Source organism: Desulfovibrio biadhensis (genome assembly GCF_055388615.1).
The window spans coordinates 3207193-3222741 of sequence record NZ_AP042477.1 but is presented as its reverse complement, the minus strand read 5'-3'; the positions used below and the strand labels follow the sequence as shown (position 1 = coordinate 3222741).

At 54.4% G+C, this 15549-nt stretch carries 12 protein-coding genes; 3 read left to right on the top strand and 9 right to left on the bottom strand.

Features of this window, described 5'->3' with window-relative positions:
* Positions 1-10 precede the first annotated feature (10 nt).
* The 5 genes from ACZ5EH_RS13890 to ACZ5EH_RS13870 form a co-directional block, all read right to left on the bottom strand.
* Positions 11-2047: a methyl-accepting chemotaxis protein gene (locus ACZ5EH_RS13890; RefSeq protein WP_464274480.1), complete on the bottom strand. Its 2037-nt coding sequence runs from the start codon at positions 2045-2047 to the stop codon at positions 11-13.
* Between the two features lie 355 nt (positions 2048-2402).
* Positions 2403-3125: a 4Fe-4S dicluster domain-containing protein gene (locus ACZ5EH_RS13885; RefSeq protein WP_464274479.1), complete on the bottom strand. Its 723-nt coding sequence runs from the start codon at positions 3123-3125 to the stop codon at positions 2403-2405.
* 14 nt (positions 3126-3139) lie between these two features.
* A complete protein-coding gene (fdnG, locus tag ACZ5EH_RS13880) occupies positions 3140-6154 on the bottom strand; it encodes a formate dehydrogenase-N subunit alpha (protein ID WP_464274478.1) in 3015 nt (1004 codons plus the stop codon).
* 31 nt (positions 6155-6185) lie between these two features.
* Positions 6186-6410: a hypothetical protein gene (locus ACZ5EH_RS13875; RefSeq protein ID WP_464274477.1), complete on the bottom strand. Its 225-nt coding sequence runs from the start codon at positions 6408-6410 to the stop codon at positions 6186-6188.
* A 95-nt stretch (positions 6411-6505) separates the two neighbouring features.
* Positions 6506-7336, bottom strand: a complete 831-nt coding sequence (locus ACZ5EH_RS13870; RefSeq protein ID WP_464274476.1) for a transposase — start codon at positions 7334-7336, stop codon at positions 6506-6508.
* Between the two features lie 187 nt (positions 7337-7523).
* Between ACZ5EH_RS13870 and ACZ5EH_RS13865 the strand changes: the two genes are divergently transcribed.
* The 3 genes from ACZ5EH_RS13865 (at position 7524) to ACZ5EH_RS13855 (ending at position 10442) form a co-directional block, all read left to right on the top strand.
* Positions 7524-9062, top strand: a complete 1539-nt coding sequence (locus tag ACZ5EH_RS13865) for a formylglycine-generating enzyme family protein (RefSeq protein WP_464274475.1) — start codon at positions 7524-7526, stop codon at positions 9060-9062.
* Positions 9063-9103: 41 nt separating this feature from the next.
* Positions 9104-9715, top strand: coding sequence for a MarC family protein (locus tag ACZ5EH_RS13860; protein WP_464274474.1), 612 nt, complete (start codon positions 9104-9106; stop codon positions 9713-9715).
* Between the two features lie 124 nt (positions 9716-9839).
* Positions 9840-10442, top strand: a complete 603-nt coding sequence (locus ACZ5EH_RS13855) for an NYN domain-containing protein (protein WP_464274473.1) — start codon at positions 9840-9842, stop codon at positions 10440-10442.
* Positions 10443-10551: 109 nt separating this feature from the next.
* Here ACZ5EH_RS13855 and ACZ5EH_RS13850 read toward each other — a convergent pair whose 3' ends face one another.
* The 4 genes from ACZ5EH_RS13850 to iorA are packed head-to-tail and all read right to left on the bottom strand — an operon-like array spanning position 10552 to position 15531.
* Positions 10552-11442, bottom strand: a complete 891-nt coding sequence (locus tag ACZ5EH_RS13850; protein ID WP_464274472.1) for a nitrilase-related carbon-nitrogen hydrolase — start codon at positions 11440-11442, stop codon at positions 10552-10554.
* A 21-nt stretch (positions 11443-11463) separates the two neighbouring features.
* A complete protein-coding gene (locus ACZ5EH_RS13845; RefSeq protein WP_464274471.1) occupies positions 11464-13035 on the bottom strand; it encodes a sigma-54-dependent Fis family transcriptional regulator in 1572 nt (523 codons plus the stop codon).
* A gap of 28 nt (positions 13036-13063) precedes the next feature.
* Positions 13064-13651 carry an indolepyruvate oxidoreductase subunit beta gene (locus ACZ5EH_RS13840; RefSeq protein ID WP_464274470.1) on the bottom strand — a complete coding sequence of 196 codons (588 nt, stop codon included), beginning with the start codon at positions 13649-13651 and terminating at the stop codon, positions 13064-13066.
* Positions 13651-15531, bottom strand: a complete 1881-nt coding sequence (gene iorA, locus ACZ5EH_RS13835) for an indolepyruvate ferredoxin oxidoreductase subunit alpha (RefSeq protein ID WP_464274469.1) — start codon at positions 15529-15531, stop codon at positions 13651-13653. Before iorA ends, ACZ5EH_RS13840 begins: the two co-directional genes overlap by 1 nt.
* Between the last annotated feature and the right edge of the window lie 18 nt (positions 15532-15549).

Below are 15549 nucleotides of genomic sequence, written 5' to 3'. Positions count from 1 at the left end.
TCATATTTCTTTAAGCAGCAGATTCTCCCTGCATTTCCTTGATGAGGTCACGCAAGACGCGTGTTTGCTCTTCCAGGCCAGAGAGGGACTGTTCCGTCATGGACAACGACTGGGCCATTTCATCGGAAATACGGTTCACGTCCATCACGTTATGGTTGATTTCTTCAGTCGCGCTGGATTGTTCCTCTGAAGCCGTTGCAATGGAGCGCACCTGGTCAGTGGTTCTATCTACAAGCCCGACTATGGATGTGAGCGCCTCGCCGGATTTGCCTGCCAATGTGGTGGCTTCATCAATGCTTTGTACGGCATGATCAACATTATCCACATTCTTTCGCGTTCCCTGCTGCACTCCGGCAATGGCATCCCCAACTTCTTTGGTGGCGACCATGGTTTTTTCGGCCAGTTTGCGCACTTCATCCGCCACTACAGCAAATCCCCGCCCTGCCTCGCCTGCCCGGGCAGCTTCAATGGCAGCATTCAGGGCCAACAAGTTCGTCTGATCTGCAATGTCGGAAATAACATTCATGATCTGGCCGATCCCTAAAACCTGTTCGCCAAGCTGGGTCATGTCCTCCTTGAGCTGCAAGGCCATTTGTTGTGTCCTGCTTATGCTTTCTACTGCTTTGGACACAATCTCGGAACCATCGTTGGCATTGATGCGGGCGTTGTCTGCCATATCCGCAGCAACAGCCGCGCTTTTGGCCACCTCAATAACGGTTGCATTCATCTCTTCCATTGCGGTCGCCGTCTCTGCCATCCGCTCAGACTGACGCCCCGCGCCCTGGCTCGAGTGTTCTATCTGTCTGGCAATGCTCGCAGCGGCTTCGGCTACAGCGGCGACAACATCCTCCAACCGTCCTGCAGCATGCAACATGCCCTCTTTTCGCGCGCTTTCAGCTTTTTGCCTTGCCAGTCTGGCTTCTTCCATAGCCTCATTGGCTTTTTCGGTTTCCTCTTTGGCCAAGCGCCCCTGCTCTTCGGCTTCGCCAATTTTATCCTTGAGATTCCCCAACATCTCTTGGATGGATGTCTGTAAAAGTCCTATCTCATCCTTGCGGTCCACGCTGACTTCTGTATTCAGATCGCCGTCAGAAATACTCTTTGCAGATTTCACAAGAGAGCCGATCGGGCGCAATACATTGAAAGACAATATTAACCATATCCCTACAATCAAAAGAAGCACCACGCCTGCCGACATTGCTACAATGATCCACCCCAGAGAGCGGGCGTCTGCAAAAGCTGCATCCTTCACTGTAGCCATAACAACAACCCATCCAGTGCTCTGGTTTTTTTCAAAGGTCATCAGTTTTTCACTGCCACGCGACAAATAGTCCAGAGTCCCGCTTGGATTGTTGGCGATTTGAGGCCCATATTCCATCTCAGTAAAAACATTCAGCTTGCCAACAAGGCTTGCATCCGGATGCGCCAGCATCACACCATCCGGGGCAAGAATAAAAGGATACCCTTCTTCACTGGAAAGAGGATCAACAAAAGCTTTTGTAAAACTTTTAATCTTGACTCCTGCTGACAGCACACCAACAGTCTTTCCATCATGCTGAATTGGTGATGCAATCACAAACACATATTCGTCTAGAGCATCTGAAAACACAGGAGATGAGACAAAATCCTGGCCTGACATCCCTTTTTTGAAATATTCCCTAGTGGAGATATCGATCCCAAGCACTTTTTCATTTGTAGAAATTTCTACTACACCAGAGGTATTGCTAATCAGTATACTATCGACGGCGCTATGACGTGAGACACTATCTTGCAAGAATGCAATTGCACTTTCTCTGTCATTATTTTGTGAGTCAGAAATGGAAGCAATTACCTCTTCAGCTTTAGACAGTGTAATAATTTCATTCAGATTTCCATCAACCCAAATGCCAATTGCAGCGTTGAGAGCCCTCACATTCATCTCTGCTTCTTCGACTGCTTTTTTTGACAAGCTCTCTGTACTGCGTTGATAAGTAACCCATGTCATAATCGACATACCCAGCACAACCAACAAAAATGTAGGAATCAAAAATTTTGTTTTTAAAGTCATCTCCAGTGCCCCTCATTTGTTTTGGAAAATTAAAATAAGTAAAAAAATTTAATAGATCAAAATATTCACACAAATCAATAGATATTTTTCTTTTCTTGCACCAAAATATAAACACGAAGTAAAAGACAATGATGTGCATACCCACACAAACTCTTTTTCTACAATGAAACAAATAATATAGGGCATGGTAAAACAATACCGCTGCAATTCACACTTGATAGTGCATTTACAATACGTCTTCTTAGGCACAATTTTAAAGAGAGCAACTGTCTTATAAAAGTCTCAAAAAGTAACAGGCCGAAGCTCTTGCGAGCTCCGGCCTGTCGATGGAGGATACGAAAACGGGATGATCCCGTTACGTGAGGATACGTTTTACGGGTTTGCCGAACTTGGCAAACATCTGCTTACGATTCATCAAAGGCGGCTGCGCGCTAGCCACCGCGTATTCATAATACAGCGCAGGATCATATGGGAAAAGGAAGATGACCCGCACGTCATCCGGATCGCCAAGAATGGCGCCAGGATGCTTTGCCTTAACAGCTTCAAGGCGTTCCTTGGCCATTGCTTTCATATCTTCCAGGTCACCGAAGTTCATGGCGCCAGTGGGGCAACTTTTCACGCAGGCAGGCTGCAACCCATTGGAGATACGGTCGATGCACATGGTGCATTTGGACCAGATGCCACTTTCTTCGTTCTTCCTGGGGATATTATAAGGGCACATTTCAGAACCATCACTGAAGTCAGTAAGCGCCTTGGTCTTATCCGTGAAGATAACCGCCCCAGTTGCTTCGTCCTGGATTATGGCCTCTTCGTCATAGATGTCTGCTGTCATCTTGCATGGAGGCTCGATGCAATGGCGGCACTGTTCGGGGAAGAACAGCCACTTCAGGTCCCCGTCCACCACTTGCTCTTCAAAGTGCACCAGTTTGTAGGTGCTGAAGTTAAGGTCCTTGGGATTTTGATGCGATCCCCAGTTCTCGGTCTCCGTTGCGGGCAGCTTGTTCCACTGCTTGCAGGCGACCTGGCAACCGCGGCATGCGGTACATTTCGTTACGTCGATAAAGAAGCCTTTGGACATGTGGTCGCCCTCCTTTAGGCCTTGGTCACGTTAACCATAAAGGCTTTGGTCTCCGGGATACCCGTGTTCGGGTCGCCAACCGATGGAGTCAGCAGGTTCGCGGAGTCCCCGCCGTTCTTCGGAGTGATCCAGCCGTAGTGCCAGGGAATACCCACCTGGTGGACCGTTTGCCCCATGACATCGAAAGGCTTCAGGCGTTTTGTGACAATGGCTTTGGCCCAGAGCTTGCCGCGGACGCTTTCAACCCAGACCTTGTCGCCGTTGGCAATGCCGCGCAGTTTGGCCAGTTCTTCGCTCATTTCGCAGAACATCTGCGGTTCGGCCTCGATCAGCCACCCCTGGTAGCGGGTCATAAGGCCCGTCTGCCAGTGTTCGGTTACGCGATAGGTGGAGCAGACAAACGGGTATCTCGGATCGCACACAGCTTTCTCTTCTGCAGCGAACTGCAAGGCAGTCGGGTTGTGCAGCTGCTTGGAGAAGGGGTGCGCATCCACAGGGCATTCCAGAGGCTCGTAGTACTCGGGGAAGGGGCCGTCTGCACGGCCAGGGCCGAATACGTGCGAGAATCCGGAAGGCTTCATGATGAAGGCATGCTTGGTGCCGGGGGCCCAGCCGCCATCGGGCACGTCGCCAGCCCACTTTTCACCAGTCCACTCGATAACGGGCTTCTCAGGTGCGTAGGGTACGCCCTTCAAATCAACGGAAGCGCGGTTGTAAATGATCCGGCGGTTGACAGGCCAGCACCAGGACCAGTTCGGGTACAAGCCGATGTTTGCCTGCATGTCGGTCTGCGACTTGTCGCGACGCGCAGACATGTTGCCCTTCTCGGTGTAGGAGTTGCAGTACAGCCAGTTACCCGAGCAGGTGGAGCCGTCTGCTTGCAGGAAAGCAAAGCTGGGAACGAGTTCGCCCTTCTTGTAGTCCTTGCCCTTGATGGTCATGTCCTTCATGAAGTAGCCGTTGATCAGCTTTGCAATCTTGTGCGCGTTGTAGCCGTGGTCGTCTTTCCACATGTCCACGCTCAGGTTCAAGACAGGCTCGGGCAGCTTGCCGGGCTCTTTCTTGTACTTGGCCTGGAGCTTTTCCATCAGCTCAACGATGATATGACCATCGGAGCGGGTCTCGCCCATGGGCTCGGGCCCCTGATAGCGCCACTGCATCCAGCGACCGGAGTTGGTGATGGAGCCTTCCTTCTCGATAAACGCGCAGCAAGGCAGAAAGAAAACTTCCGTCTTGATGGACTTGGGATCCATATCCGGACCGCGCCAGAAGGAACCTGTCTCGTTGTCGAAGAGGTTGACGTTGACCAGCCAGTCCAGCTTGCCAAAGGCTTCGCGGTTCTTGTTGGCGTTGGCGCCACCGCAGGCGGGGTTCTGCCCCCAGGAGAAGAAGCCCTTAAAGGTGCCCTTCGCCATTTCTTCGAACATATACAGCCAGGTATAGTTCTTGCCGTCTTCACCCTTGGGCAGCCAGTTGTAGCTGTCTTTGGGATCAGCGTCAGGCCACATGGCTTTCAGCAGGCTCGCAGAATACTTGGGGAAGTTACTCCACCAGTTGGCGCTCTCGGGGTCGTTTGTGGTGGGGGTCTTCTTCTTGTTGTACTCGTCGAAGGTGGTCAAGGAAGCCGTGGGGGTTCCCAGGTAGCCAGGCAGAATGTGCACCAGCAGGCAATGGTCAGTGGAGCCCTGTACGTTGGATTCACCGCGCAGCGCGTTAACGCCGCCACCGGCTACGCCGATGTTGCCCAAAAGCAGCTGGTTGATGGCCATGGCGCGGATGTTCTGCACGCCCACTGTGTGCTGGGTCCAGCCCATGGCGTACATGATGGTGCCGCTCTTGTCCTTTTTGCCCGTGGCTGCATAGGTCTTGTAGACCTCTTCGATCTTATCCTTGGGCGTACCGCTGATCTCGGCAACCTTGTCCAGGGTATACCGCTCGTAATGCTTCCTGAGTATCTGGTATACGCAACGGGGGTCCGAAAGCGTTTCGTCACGCTTGGGGATGCCGTTTTCGTCCAGAACAAAGCTCCAGGAACTCTTGTCGTACTTGCCCGTTTTGGGATCGTAGCCAGAGAAGAGGCCTTCCTCGAAATTGAATTTCTCATCCAGGATAAAGGCCGCATTGGTGTAATTGACAACGTAATCCTTCTGAATGAGGTCGTTGTCCATGATGTACTTGCCCATGCCTGCCAGAAACGCGATATCCGCGCCGGAGCGGAGTGGTGCGTAAAGGTCTGCCTTGGCGGATGTGCGTGTGAAACGAGGATCCACGTGGATCAGCGTTGCGCCCTTTTCCTGGGCCTTAGTCACCCACTTAAAGGAAATGGGGTGGTTTTCTGCAGCGTTGCTGCCCATTATCAGAATACAGTCACTGTTCTTGATGTCGATCCAGTGATTGGTCATCGCGCCGCGTCCGAACGACTCTGCCAGAGCCGCAACAGTAGCGCTGTGTCAGATACGGGCCTGGTGCTCTATATAGAAGAGGCCCAGGCTGCGGAGCATAGACTGGTAAATCCAGCATTCTTCGTTGTCCATTGCAGCGGAACCGACAGAAGCGATGCCGTCGCAGCGGTTGACCAGCTGTCCCTTTTCGTTCTTCAGGGTCAGGGTCTCTTCCCTGGTTTTGTAGATACGGTCAGCGATCGTATCCAGCATCCAGTCCCAGGATTTTTCTTCCCACTTATCGGAATTCGGGGCGCGGTACAAAGGCTTCAACGTACGGTCGGAGTCTTCTACCAGCTGCCAGGAGGCAGCGCCCTTTGCGCAGAGGGCGCCTTCGTTGACCGGATGGTCAGGATCACCTTCCACGTTGATGGAACGTTTAGTGTTTTTGTCCGTGTGAACAATAAGTCCGCAACCCACTGCACAGTAGCAGCAGACAGAAGTTGTTTCCATTGCCTCTTTGGTTTTCAACGCATACTCAGCCGCTTTTGCCGCGGTAGGCTTCAAATCGAAGCCCAGGCCGCCAAAAGCAGTGGCCGCAGTCGTCACGGCCGTCAGCTTGAGAAAACCTCGCCTGTCCAGTTTCATGCCGTTTCCTCGCTTTGTTTCAAATGTGTGTTCACCCTGCACGAACTTCCCTGCCCAGCATGACGTGCAGAGCATAACCGTACACGGGTACAGCAGACGACTCCCACTCCACCTTCTTCTCAAGAACAAAAACCGGCTCAAGCGTCAGCAACGCAGTGAATTGCAACGCTTCAGCCAGATCGAACCCGAGACCGGCAAAGGGCAGCCCCTGCAGCAAGGCCCCATCCGTCTGGTCATAATGTATTGGTTTGTACATTGCCCCTGCCTGTGATGCTTTCGCCTTGGGTGTATTCCCAGGCTGGCCTATTCATGTCATGCCCTATTCTGTTGGTCAAAACATAATGACCCGTCTTACGCAAGGTCTGGCACAAAGCTACAGAGGTAACGGCAGACGATTTCGAAGATATCATCATTACGATGATTGTAGCGAAACTCCATCTCTTTGAGATACAAGGGAAACCATTGAGACGACAGGCCGCGGCTACGCCGCATGCGTTCCTTGAGAAAGGACCAGAACCCCTGTTTCTGGTCTACGTAAACGCCCCCACTTTTTGACAGCGCCCCCCCGAAAAAAGGCTCCAAAAAGACCGTATCACTTACACAAAATACCAAGGTATCATAGTGGCGATAACGATCTGTATAAATGACGCGCCCTTGCCTGGACATGCGCAGATGAAAACTGTTGCGGAAGTGCGCCACTGCGCCAATATCGATATCCTGCATAATATCCACAAAGGCCCAGTTTCGCCTTTCGAGCAGACCAAACACAGGGGGGTTGTCGGCAGATGCGCCCTTGAGCAGTCCAAGTTCCAACAATTGGGGCGCATCCAGGGCATGATTGGAAATTGCCTGCCGCACAGTGAGCAAGGCCTTGTTCACTGTGTTCCGGCTCAGTCCAAGCTGAATGGCAATTGTTGCAGGAGGTGTCTCAAGCTCGTAGAATTTAACAATCCAAAGCCATTGCAGACATGTCAGTTGCCCTATGTTGATAAAGCGGCGGCTGAAATCATGAAACGTATACCCGCACTTCGCGCAACGACGACGCCCTTCTTTCAGGGCGTACAGTTTGCGGTTCCGGCAACGTGGGCATGATCGTTGATGATTTTTCCAACAAAATCCCAACAAAAATTTCCGCGCCGCAGATTCACTATGAATCAGTTGAGAAAAGGTATTAACATCCATAAGAGGATACTAATTCAGTGCCAGATCGTTGTCGATGTTTTTTGAAACATTTTCTTTTTGATCGACTGTATTATATTTCTCTATGCCGTTCCGTATCCTTGCCTGCCCGCACCCCTTTTGGTACCTGTCAGAATCAAGACTCCCATCAAAGACTGCCGAAAACACTGCCGACTGCGAGAAATCCAACATGCGCCCCCCAACCCTTCTTGGTATTTTGCTGCTGCTCACACTCTTATGGAGTCCCCTTCCAGCAAATGCCCTGCGAGAAGCCGTACCGGAAATAAATGAATACGGCTGGAAATTTCTGAACTGGGGAATGGCCATGGGGGAGGTCCGGGCCCTGCTCCAGGCGAGAGGGTACACACTCGCACCACCCCCCTTTGCACCGCAACACATGCTGGCGGGATTTGATAAAGGGTGGCGCCCCCAAGAACTCGCCGCCTCCGAGTTCAGCACGCAAAAAGGGGGCGATATGCTCGCGACCAATTTCCATGATGCGCTCTTGCTGTTTGAGCAAGGCCGGCTTGTTGGCGTCTATATGGAACGCTCCTCCCCTTTGCACATGCAGGACAGCCTTTTCAACGCCATGCGCCATCGCTATCCCCAAGGGCGCGCCTTGTACCAGGACCAGGGGCGCCATCTTTTCCAACACGAAATAGGCGACAGGCGCATCGTATGGAGCGCCCGCCCCACAGGATTCACCCTGGCCTTTTGGGACCCTGCTCTCCTTCAAAAACATGGTGCCTTGATGCCTGGAAATACGGATGATTTTGCAGATTCCTATGCCATGTCTGCTGCGCCAGGAGCTCTTGTACGAGAAGATGCTCCCGCCTCTGAAGAGACCACTGCTGCCATGCCTCCCCTCGGGACGCGCTGGAGCGAACCCGTTACAGGAATGGAATTCGTCTTTTTACCGGGTGGATGCTTTCAAAGCGAAGCCCCCTCCCTTAAAGAAAGTGGAGGGCGGGTTTGCGTTGCCCCCTTCTGGATAGCCGCCCAGGAAATGACCCGAGCGCAATTCGCAGCTTTGGGGGTGCCATGGGTCGCAAGTAACAGGGGCGCTGCAGCCGCCCCCACTCTGCCAGCCACAGGCATGGCAATGGTGGACGCTCTGGATGCCACAGACAGCCTGCGCCGCGGCAATGCAGCCACTCTAGGCGGTCTGGAATTCAGCATCCCAACCGAGGCGCAATGGGAATACGCGGCGCGGGCGGGCACCCCTTATACCATGCCATGGAAATCGCCTGACGAAGCCTGCGGCATTGCAAATCTGGCGGATCAATCCCTGCTGGCCCAGCCTGTTGAAAACGCCCCTGTAGAAGAATACTTTCCATGTAGTGACACCTACTCCACCAGTGCTCCGGGGGGCAGCTTTCCACCCAATACCTGGGGGTTACTTGATATGCTTGGTAACACCTGGGAATGGTGCCTGAGCGGTCCTCAAACTCCGGTTGCAGATCGAGTCGCAGCCTGCGGGGGCAGTTGGTTAACCGGTCCGGAACAGGCCGGTTACGCTGCCCGCCTCCCCGAAAATCAGGAAACAATGCAAGGCCGCGCCGATATGGGTCTGCGCCCGGTTCTGCGTCATGTACCTGGCCTTTCTGATGCAAACCAGACGCCACCCCCTGCTGCTACGACCTCTCAGGAGAATGGGGCGTCCCAACAGGACGACTCTTCCCCATCCGGCAGAGATGTGCGTCGGCGCGCTGTGGAAGACCTGATGTAACGCCACTTGCTAAGGCACCTGTAAACAAGTAGAGACCTCGGATGCTAGATAAAGCAATTGCAGATTTCTGGTTATATTTTGCGACCATAGACCCTTTTGGCACGCTCATCATGTTCACAGGGCTGACGGCCGGCATGGGTGCTAAGAGCCGTACCAAGACCGCGTTCAAGGCTGTATTCATCGCCACGGTAATCCTGCTAATTTCCCTGGCTCTGGGGCAGATCATGCTGGAGGGACTCAACGTCCGCCTGAGTGCTTTCCAGATTGCTGGCGGTGTTGTGCTGTTCATTTTCGGCCTGCAGATGCTCTTCAAACCAAATGAAGACAATCACGATAAGCAGAGCAAAAGTTCAGGCGCCCGAGACATAGCTGTCTTTCCCTTGGCGTTGCCATCCATCGCCAGCCCGGGGGCCATCCTGGCCGTAATTCTAGCCACGGAAAACAGCAAAAACACAGCATCCATGCAGCTTGCATCGGCGCTATCCATGCTTGTCGTCCTGGGCATGACCCTGCTCCTTATGCTGCTTGCAGACCCCATCAACAAGCTTATCGGCCGTACCGGCGAGCAAGTGCTCATCCGCATAAGTGGCCTCATCCTCGCATCTGTAGCCTGCGAATTCTGCATTGAAGCTTTTGAAACGCTGCTCGGGTGATTGCTTTTTTGCTTTCCCGCTTTTCCTTGCACTGACCTGCATATCACCGTACGCTACTATAATTAGTCCCTTCATTAACCGTATTTAAAGTGGGCCCACCATAACAGGGCGGGCTGGAGACTTCATGAGAAACGTTCGAGTATTCGTTGATTTCTGGAATTTTACCCTTACAATAAACCGCTTGACCGGCATGGGTTTTCAAACAGATTGGCGTGAGCTTCCCCTGGTGCTGACCAGAGGCGCCATGCATATTATTTCACCGGGCGAAGACTGGGTATTCAAGGGGATGAACGTCTATGGTTCTTACGATCCCAATAGCCCGAAGGACCAGGACATGTACCGCTGGGCCACGCAAACCGTGGCGCGGTTTCCAGGAGTACAGACCTATTTCGCCCCAAGACAGGTAATGCGCAGCGGCCCCAGTTGCCCGTCCTGCCACCACAACATAGAGACATGCCCCCAATGCGGTGATTCCATGCTTGGCACAGAGGAAAAAAGCGTGGATGTGCACATGGCCACCGACATGGTCCGGCTGGCCTGGGAAGGCAACTATGAAGTTGCCATTCTGGTGACCTCGGATAACGACTTCCTGCCTGTCGTCGATTTTCTGCAGACCAAAGGCTACACCATAGTGCACGGAGCGTTCCCCCCACAGGGAGCGGAACTTTCCCAGCGTTGCTGGGCCAGTATCGACATTCCCAGGTTCAAGGAAGAATTCAGGCGTTAGATGCTCCCTCCACGACCTTGAAAAGCAACAAAAAACGCGCAGGCGGAATCTTTCCCGCTTGCGCGTTTTCTTATAAAAAAAGTAAAAGCCCAGCGCTCTTTAGGAACGACTATTTGCCTGGCACGACCTTGATCTCTTTATTCACCAGGGGGTGGTAGAGTTCCGGCCGGCGGTCGCGGAAAAGTCCCCAGGAACGTCGCAGTTCATGGACGGCATCCAAATCCAGGTCTGCAAGCAGCAAGGCTTCGCCGCTTTCTGCCGCGTGTTCGATAAAGTCCCCGTCTGGTCCTGCGATGAATGATGCCCCATAAAACGTGATGGCGCAGCTGCCTCCCTGCTCCAGACCAACACGGTTGGCGGCAGCCAGATAAGTAAGGTTCGCCCCTGCATGCCCCTGCATCACGCGCTGCCAATGCGGCCGCGTGTGCAGGTCCGGCTCCTCGGGTTCGGAACCTATCGCAGTGGGATAAAGCAACAGCTCGGCTCCTTGCAAACACATGGAGCGAGCAGCTTCTGGAAACCACTGATCCCAGCAGATACCAACGCCTATGCGCCCCGCCCGTGTCTGCCAGACCTTGAAATCCCCGTCTCCAGGCGTAAAATAGAACTTTTCCCAATAGCCGGGTCCATCCGGAATGTGGGCCTTACGGTACACCCCCAGCAATTCGCCGCCATCGAACATGGCCATGGAATTGAAAAAACGGGGTGTAGCATCAGGGGCGCCTGCAGCAGCTCGTTCAAAGAAACTGACCGGCAAGACAACCCCAAGCTCGGCCGCCAAAGCCCCCATTCGCTGCAAAATCCGGGAATCGCCGGCAGGCTGCGCAAGGGCAAAATGTTGCTGCGATTTATCCTTGCAGAAGTACGGCCCTGCAAAGAGCTCAGGCAGCAACACCAGATCGGCGCCGGCAGCCGCTGCTTTGCGAACCAACCGCTCGGCAGTGTCCAGATTGCCCGCGAGCTCCTGCCCACAAGCCATTTGCACTACGCCCAAACGCATGGCGCGCCCTCCCTGCCGTCTCTATTTTTTGTTGCGGGTCGCCATGGAGTACTTCTTGGCGTCCAGGCCGTATTTCTTCACCTTGTAGTTCACAATGCGGTAACTTACCCGAAGATCGCGCGCGGCTTGCAGCATGTTGCCGCGGGCCTTTTTCAGGGCATCGACCAGGAGCTCCTGTTCGAACTTGGCCACCGCATCGCAAAAGGACAGGTTGGTGTCCGTGGCCGAACTTTCTGCTGTCTGCAAGGAAGGCGGCAGGTGGTACGTGCGGATGACCTCATCATCACAGATGAGCACAGCGCGCTCTATGCAGTTCTTCAGCTCACGCACGTTTCCCGGCCAATGGTACTGGTTCAACAGGTCTATGGCAGGTGTGGAAATGCGTTTGATCTCGCGGTTGTACTCCTCACTGTATTGCTCCAGAAAATGCTCGGCAAGGGGGAGGATATCCTCGCGCCGCTCATGCAGAATCGGGATGAAGATCGGAAATACATTGATGCGGTAGTACAGGTCTTCACGGAACATGCCCCGCTCGACCAGTTCTTCCAGAGGCTGGTGTGTGGCAGCGATAAGCCGCACATCGACAGTCACGGTCTGCTCACTGCCCAGTCGCTGGATTTCCTGCTCCTGAATGGCGCGCAACACCTTGGCCTGGGCATTGAGCGACAACTCGCCGATCTCATCCAGGAACAGCGTTCCGCGGTTTGCCAGCTCAAACAGACCTTTTTTCGCCTGCACCGCACCAGTAAAAGCGCCCTTCTGATGTCCAAAGAGCTCGCTTTCCACCAATTCCGAAGGCAGGGCGGCGCAGTTCAACTTGACCAGGGACATCTCACTGCGCGGTGAAGATGCGTGGATGGCTTCGGCAAAAAGCTCTTTTCCCGTTCCAGATTCGCCACGCAACAGCACCGTAGCCCGGCTGGGGCCAACCTGAGCCACCTGGTTCAGCACAAGGCGCATGCTTTTGGAGGCGGCAACGATATTGCCGGCCCTGAAGCCCACGTCGGTATTGGCGACCAGTCCTTGGGCCATGAGGTGCTTCTGCCGCGCCATTTCTTCCTGAAGATAGGCAGCCTGGTTGGCGATCATGCCGGCAACGATTTCCAGAAAGCGGCACTGCGCCTCAAGGATTTCCGTATTGCCGGAAGGGGCATCCACACTGAGCGTCCCCAGGATCTCATATCCTTCATTTTCAGCCTTTGGAGACAACACAGGCACACAAATGAATCCGAGCTCCTTGAGTTCCACTTCCGTACGGCCAAAAGCCTTGTTCAGAAAATCGGGATGCTCGCTCATGCGCGGCACAATTACGGGTTGGCCAGTGGTGAAAACCTGGCCGGTAATGCCCTGCCCAGGCTCGTAGGTAGCCTGGGCATTCTTTGCAGCGCCATGGGTAAGACTCAACTTGAGCGTCTTGGTTTCGGGATCAAAGATCACGAGATGTGGACGCAAAAAACCGTGGTTTTGCGAAAGCGTGGACAACACGGCTTTGAGTGTCGGTTGAAAGGGACGTTGCGGTCCCATCTCGGTCACTACCTGCCGCAGTGTCCCCAGATATGGTTCCATTTCAGCGGCGAGAGATCCGTTATGCATGTGGCTACCTTTGATTAGGCGATTATACCTAGGCCACGGCTGCGACGCCGAGCTCCAAGGCCTTGAGGTTAACATCCAACAGGGCCGGTTTCATGTTCCGGCGTAGGGTCTGCTCCAGGGCGTCCGGACCAAAGGGAAGCGCACCAAGAGAGCACAGCGCCCCCATAAGGGCGATGTTGCCGCTCTGCACGGCGCCAGCTTGTTGCCCCAGGCTGCGGCAAGGCAGAAAACGGTGCATGCTCGTCCAGTTTTCCACGCGCTCCCGGATCATATCCATAGAGGGGTATTCAGCTTTCCCCATGGCAACCGCCACAGGGGAAATGGCTTCGCTATTGGAGACTGCCACCCCGCTCTTGCGCAGATAATGCAGGCCGCGCAGCGTTTCCAGAGGTTCAAAACCGAGCAGAATATCAGCTTCTCCCGGTCCGATTTTGGGGCTTTTCCAGCCACCGAGCAAGATGGTGGATTCCACGACCCCACCGCGTTGGGCCATGCCGTGAATCTCGCCAGAGGTCACCTCCACGCCCTGCTCCATGGCGGTCTTGGCTAGAAGCGTAGTGGCGGTAAGGGTTCCCTGGCCACCTACGCCGGTGAGGAAGATGCGCACTCTGTCCATCAGGCACTCCTTTTGCGGGCCTTGACGTCCTTGGTCACCTGCAGACAGACCATGCAGCCCGAACACTGGTTTTCGTCGATCGCGACGCCATTTTCATCACGGTAAAAAGCCGGGCAAGCAAGTTGCTCGACACAGGATTCGGCACCTTCACCCTGGGTAGCGACATAGGCGGTCTGCCCAGGCTTCTTGCGAAGGGTCCGGCGTGCAAAAAGTACACAGGCTTCCTCTGCAATGAGGACCCGGACACCTGAAAGTCCTTTGAATTCTTCCAGAGCCTTGAATGTCGCTTTCAGGTTGTAGGGGCTCACGCGCCTTACGTGCTCTACGCCGCAGCCCTTGACAATGGTCTCGATATCCACGCGATTTTCATTCGGCCCCTGTGCAGTATCTTCCACACCAGGGTGAGGTTGGTGGCCGGTCATGGCAGTGGTCTTGTTGTCAAGAACAACCAGCAGCAGTTCGTGGTTGTTGAACACTGCGTTCACCAGGCCGGTAATGCCCGAGTGGAAAAAGGTGGAGTCGCCGATAAAACCGATAACCGTCTTGCCGGATGCGGTTGCAAATCCGCTCCCCGCGGAAACGCTCGACCCCATGCAAAGCAAAAAGTCGGCAGTGCTCAAGGGAGGCAGGATGCCCAGTGTATAGCAACCGATATCCGAAGAGTAGACGGCATTGTCACCAAATGTCTGCCGCACGGCATAGTAGAGGCCGCGGTGTGAACAACCAGCGCACAGGTTCGGGGGGCGAATGGGCAAAGTTTGATCCAGCGGACTGATTTCAGGCTCGATATACACCTCGCCCAAGGCGGCCAAAAGGGCCTTGCGCACACTGGCAACGGAATATTCGCCCTGCTGCGGCAAATGGGCGGCAACGCTCTGAGCCATCACGTCCTTGACCGGCATTTTGCCGAAGATCGTGAGTTCCAGCCCCTGACGCTGCACAAGGGCGCGCATGTCTTCCTCGACGAGGGGTTCCAGCTCTTCCAGAACCAGCACGGCCTGCAACCCGTCGAAGAACTCCAGCATTTTCTTTTCCGGCAAAGGATAGCTCATACCCAGGTCGAAAACCTTTACCCTGTCCTGCAAGCCGTTTTCATACAAAACATCCTGCAGATAGGCGCGGGGAATACCGCAGGCAACCACGCCCAGTGTTCCCTCTCCCGTAACCGTATTCCAGGAGCTTTTTTCCGCCACCGCACGCAGTTGTTCCATTTTTTCGAGCAACGCCGCGCGCAAGGGCCGTGCGTTGGCTGGAACGGAGACAAACCGACGCGGGTTCTTTGCAAAGGGAACGATTTCGGCCATGGGGGCCTTGTCGCCGCACGTCACAGCCCCACGCACGTGGTTGACACGGGTGGTGGTGCGCAGCAGAACAGGATGCTCGTACTCCCGGGACAGGAGCAAGGCGTCCTTGGTCATGTCCTTGCACTCTTGGGCAGTGGCCGGCTCAAACACAGGCATGTTACCCAGCCGGGCGTAGTAGCGGTTGTCCTGCTCGTTCTGACTGGAATGGGAATGGGGGTCGTCTGCAGAAAGCAATACAAACCCACCAGGGGCGCCGATGTAAGTCAAGGTCATCAGCGGGTCGGCAGCCACGTTCACACCAACGTGCTTCATGGTCACCAGGCTCAACGCGCCCCCGAGAGAGGCGCCGCCGGCAACTTCCAGGGCGACTTTCTCGTTAACCGAATATTCGAAGTGGTATGTCGCTTCCGGATCTGCAGAAAGACGAAAAAAGGTATCAGGCACTTCAGACGAAGGCGTGCCGGGGTAACACGTCACGCAACGGACCCCTGCTTCCAGGGCGCCGCGGACAATGGCTTCGTTGCCCAACAGCAACAGCTTGTCGCCTTCTTTGGACTGCAAGAGAGGATTGGTCATTGGCTCGCTCACTTTCCT

Excerpts from the sequence above, each read along its gene's own strand:
- ACZ5EH_RS13885 (WP_464274479.1), bottom strand. The coding sequence starts at position 3,125 with ATGTCCAAAGGCTTCTTTATCGACGTAACGAAATGTACCGCATGCCGC.
- ACZ5EH_RS13870 (WP_464274476.1), bottom strand. The coding sequence starts at position 7,336 with ATGGATGTTAATACCTTTTCTCAACTGATTCATAGTGAATCTGCGGCG.
- ACZ5EH_RS13845 (WP_464274471.1), bottom strand. The coding sequence starts at position 13,035 with ATGCATAACGGATCTCTCGCCGCTGAAATGGAACCATATCTGGGGACA.
- ACZ5EH_RS13875 (WP_464274477.1), bottom strand. The coding sequence starts at position 6,410 with ATGTACAAACCAATACATTATGACCAGACGGATGGGGCCTTGCTGCAG.
- ACZ5EH_RS13840 (WP_464274470.1), bottom strand. The coding sequence starts at position 13,651 with ATGGACAGAGTGCGCATCTTCCTCACCGGCGTAGGTGGCCAGGGAACC.
- ACZ5EH_RS13855 (WP_464274473.1), top strand. The coding sequence starts at position 9,840 with ATGAGAAACGTTCGAGTATTCGTTGATTTCTGGAATTTTACCCTTACA.
- ACZ5EH_RS13860 (WP_464274474.1), top strand. The coding sequence starts at position 9,104 with ATGCTAGATAAAGCAATTGCAGATTTCTGGTTATATTTTGCGACCATA.
- iorA (WP_464274469.1), bottom strand. The coding sequence starts at position 15,531 with ATGACCAATCCTCTCTTGCAGTCCAAAGAAGGCGACAAGCTGTTGCTG.
- ACZ5EH_RS13850 (WP_464274472.1), bottom strand. The coding sequence starts at position 11,442 with ATGCGTTTGGGCGTAGTGCAAATGGCTTGTGGGCAGGAGCTCGCGGGC.
- ACZ5EH_RS13890 (WP_464274480.1), bottom strand. The coding sequence starts at position 2,047 with ATGACTTTAAAAACAAAATTTTTGATTCCTACATTTTTGTTGGTTGTG.
- ACZ5EH_RS13865 (WP_464274475.1), top strand. The coding sequence starts at position 7,524 with ATGCGCCCCCCAACCCTTCTTGGTATTTTGCTGCTGCTCACACTCTTA.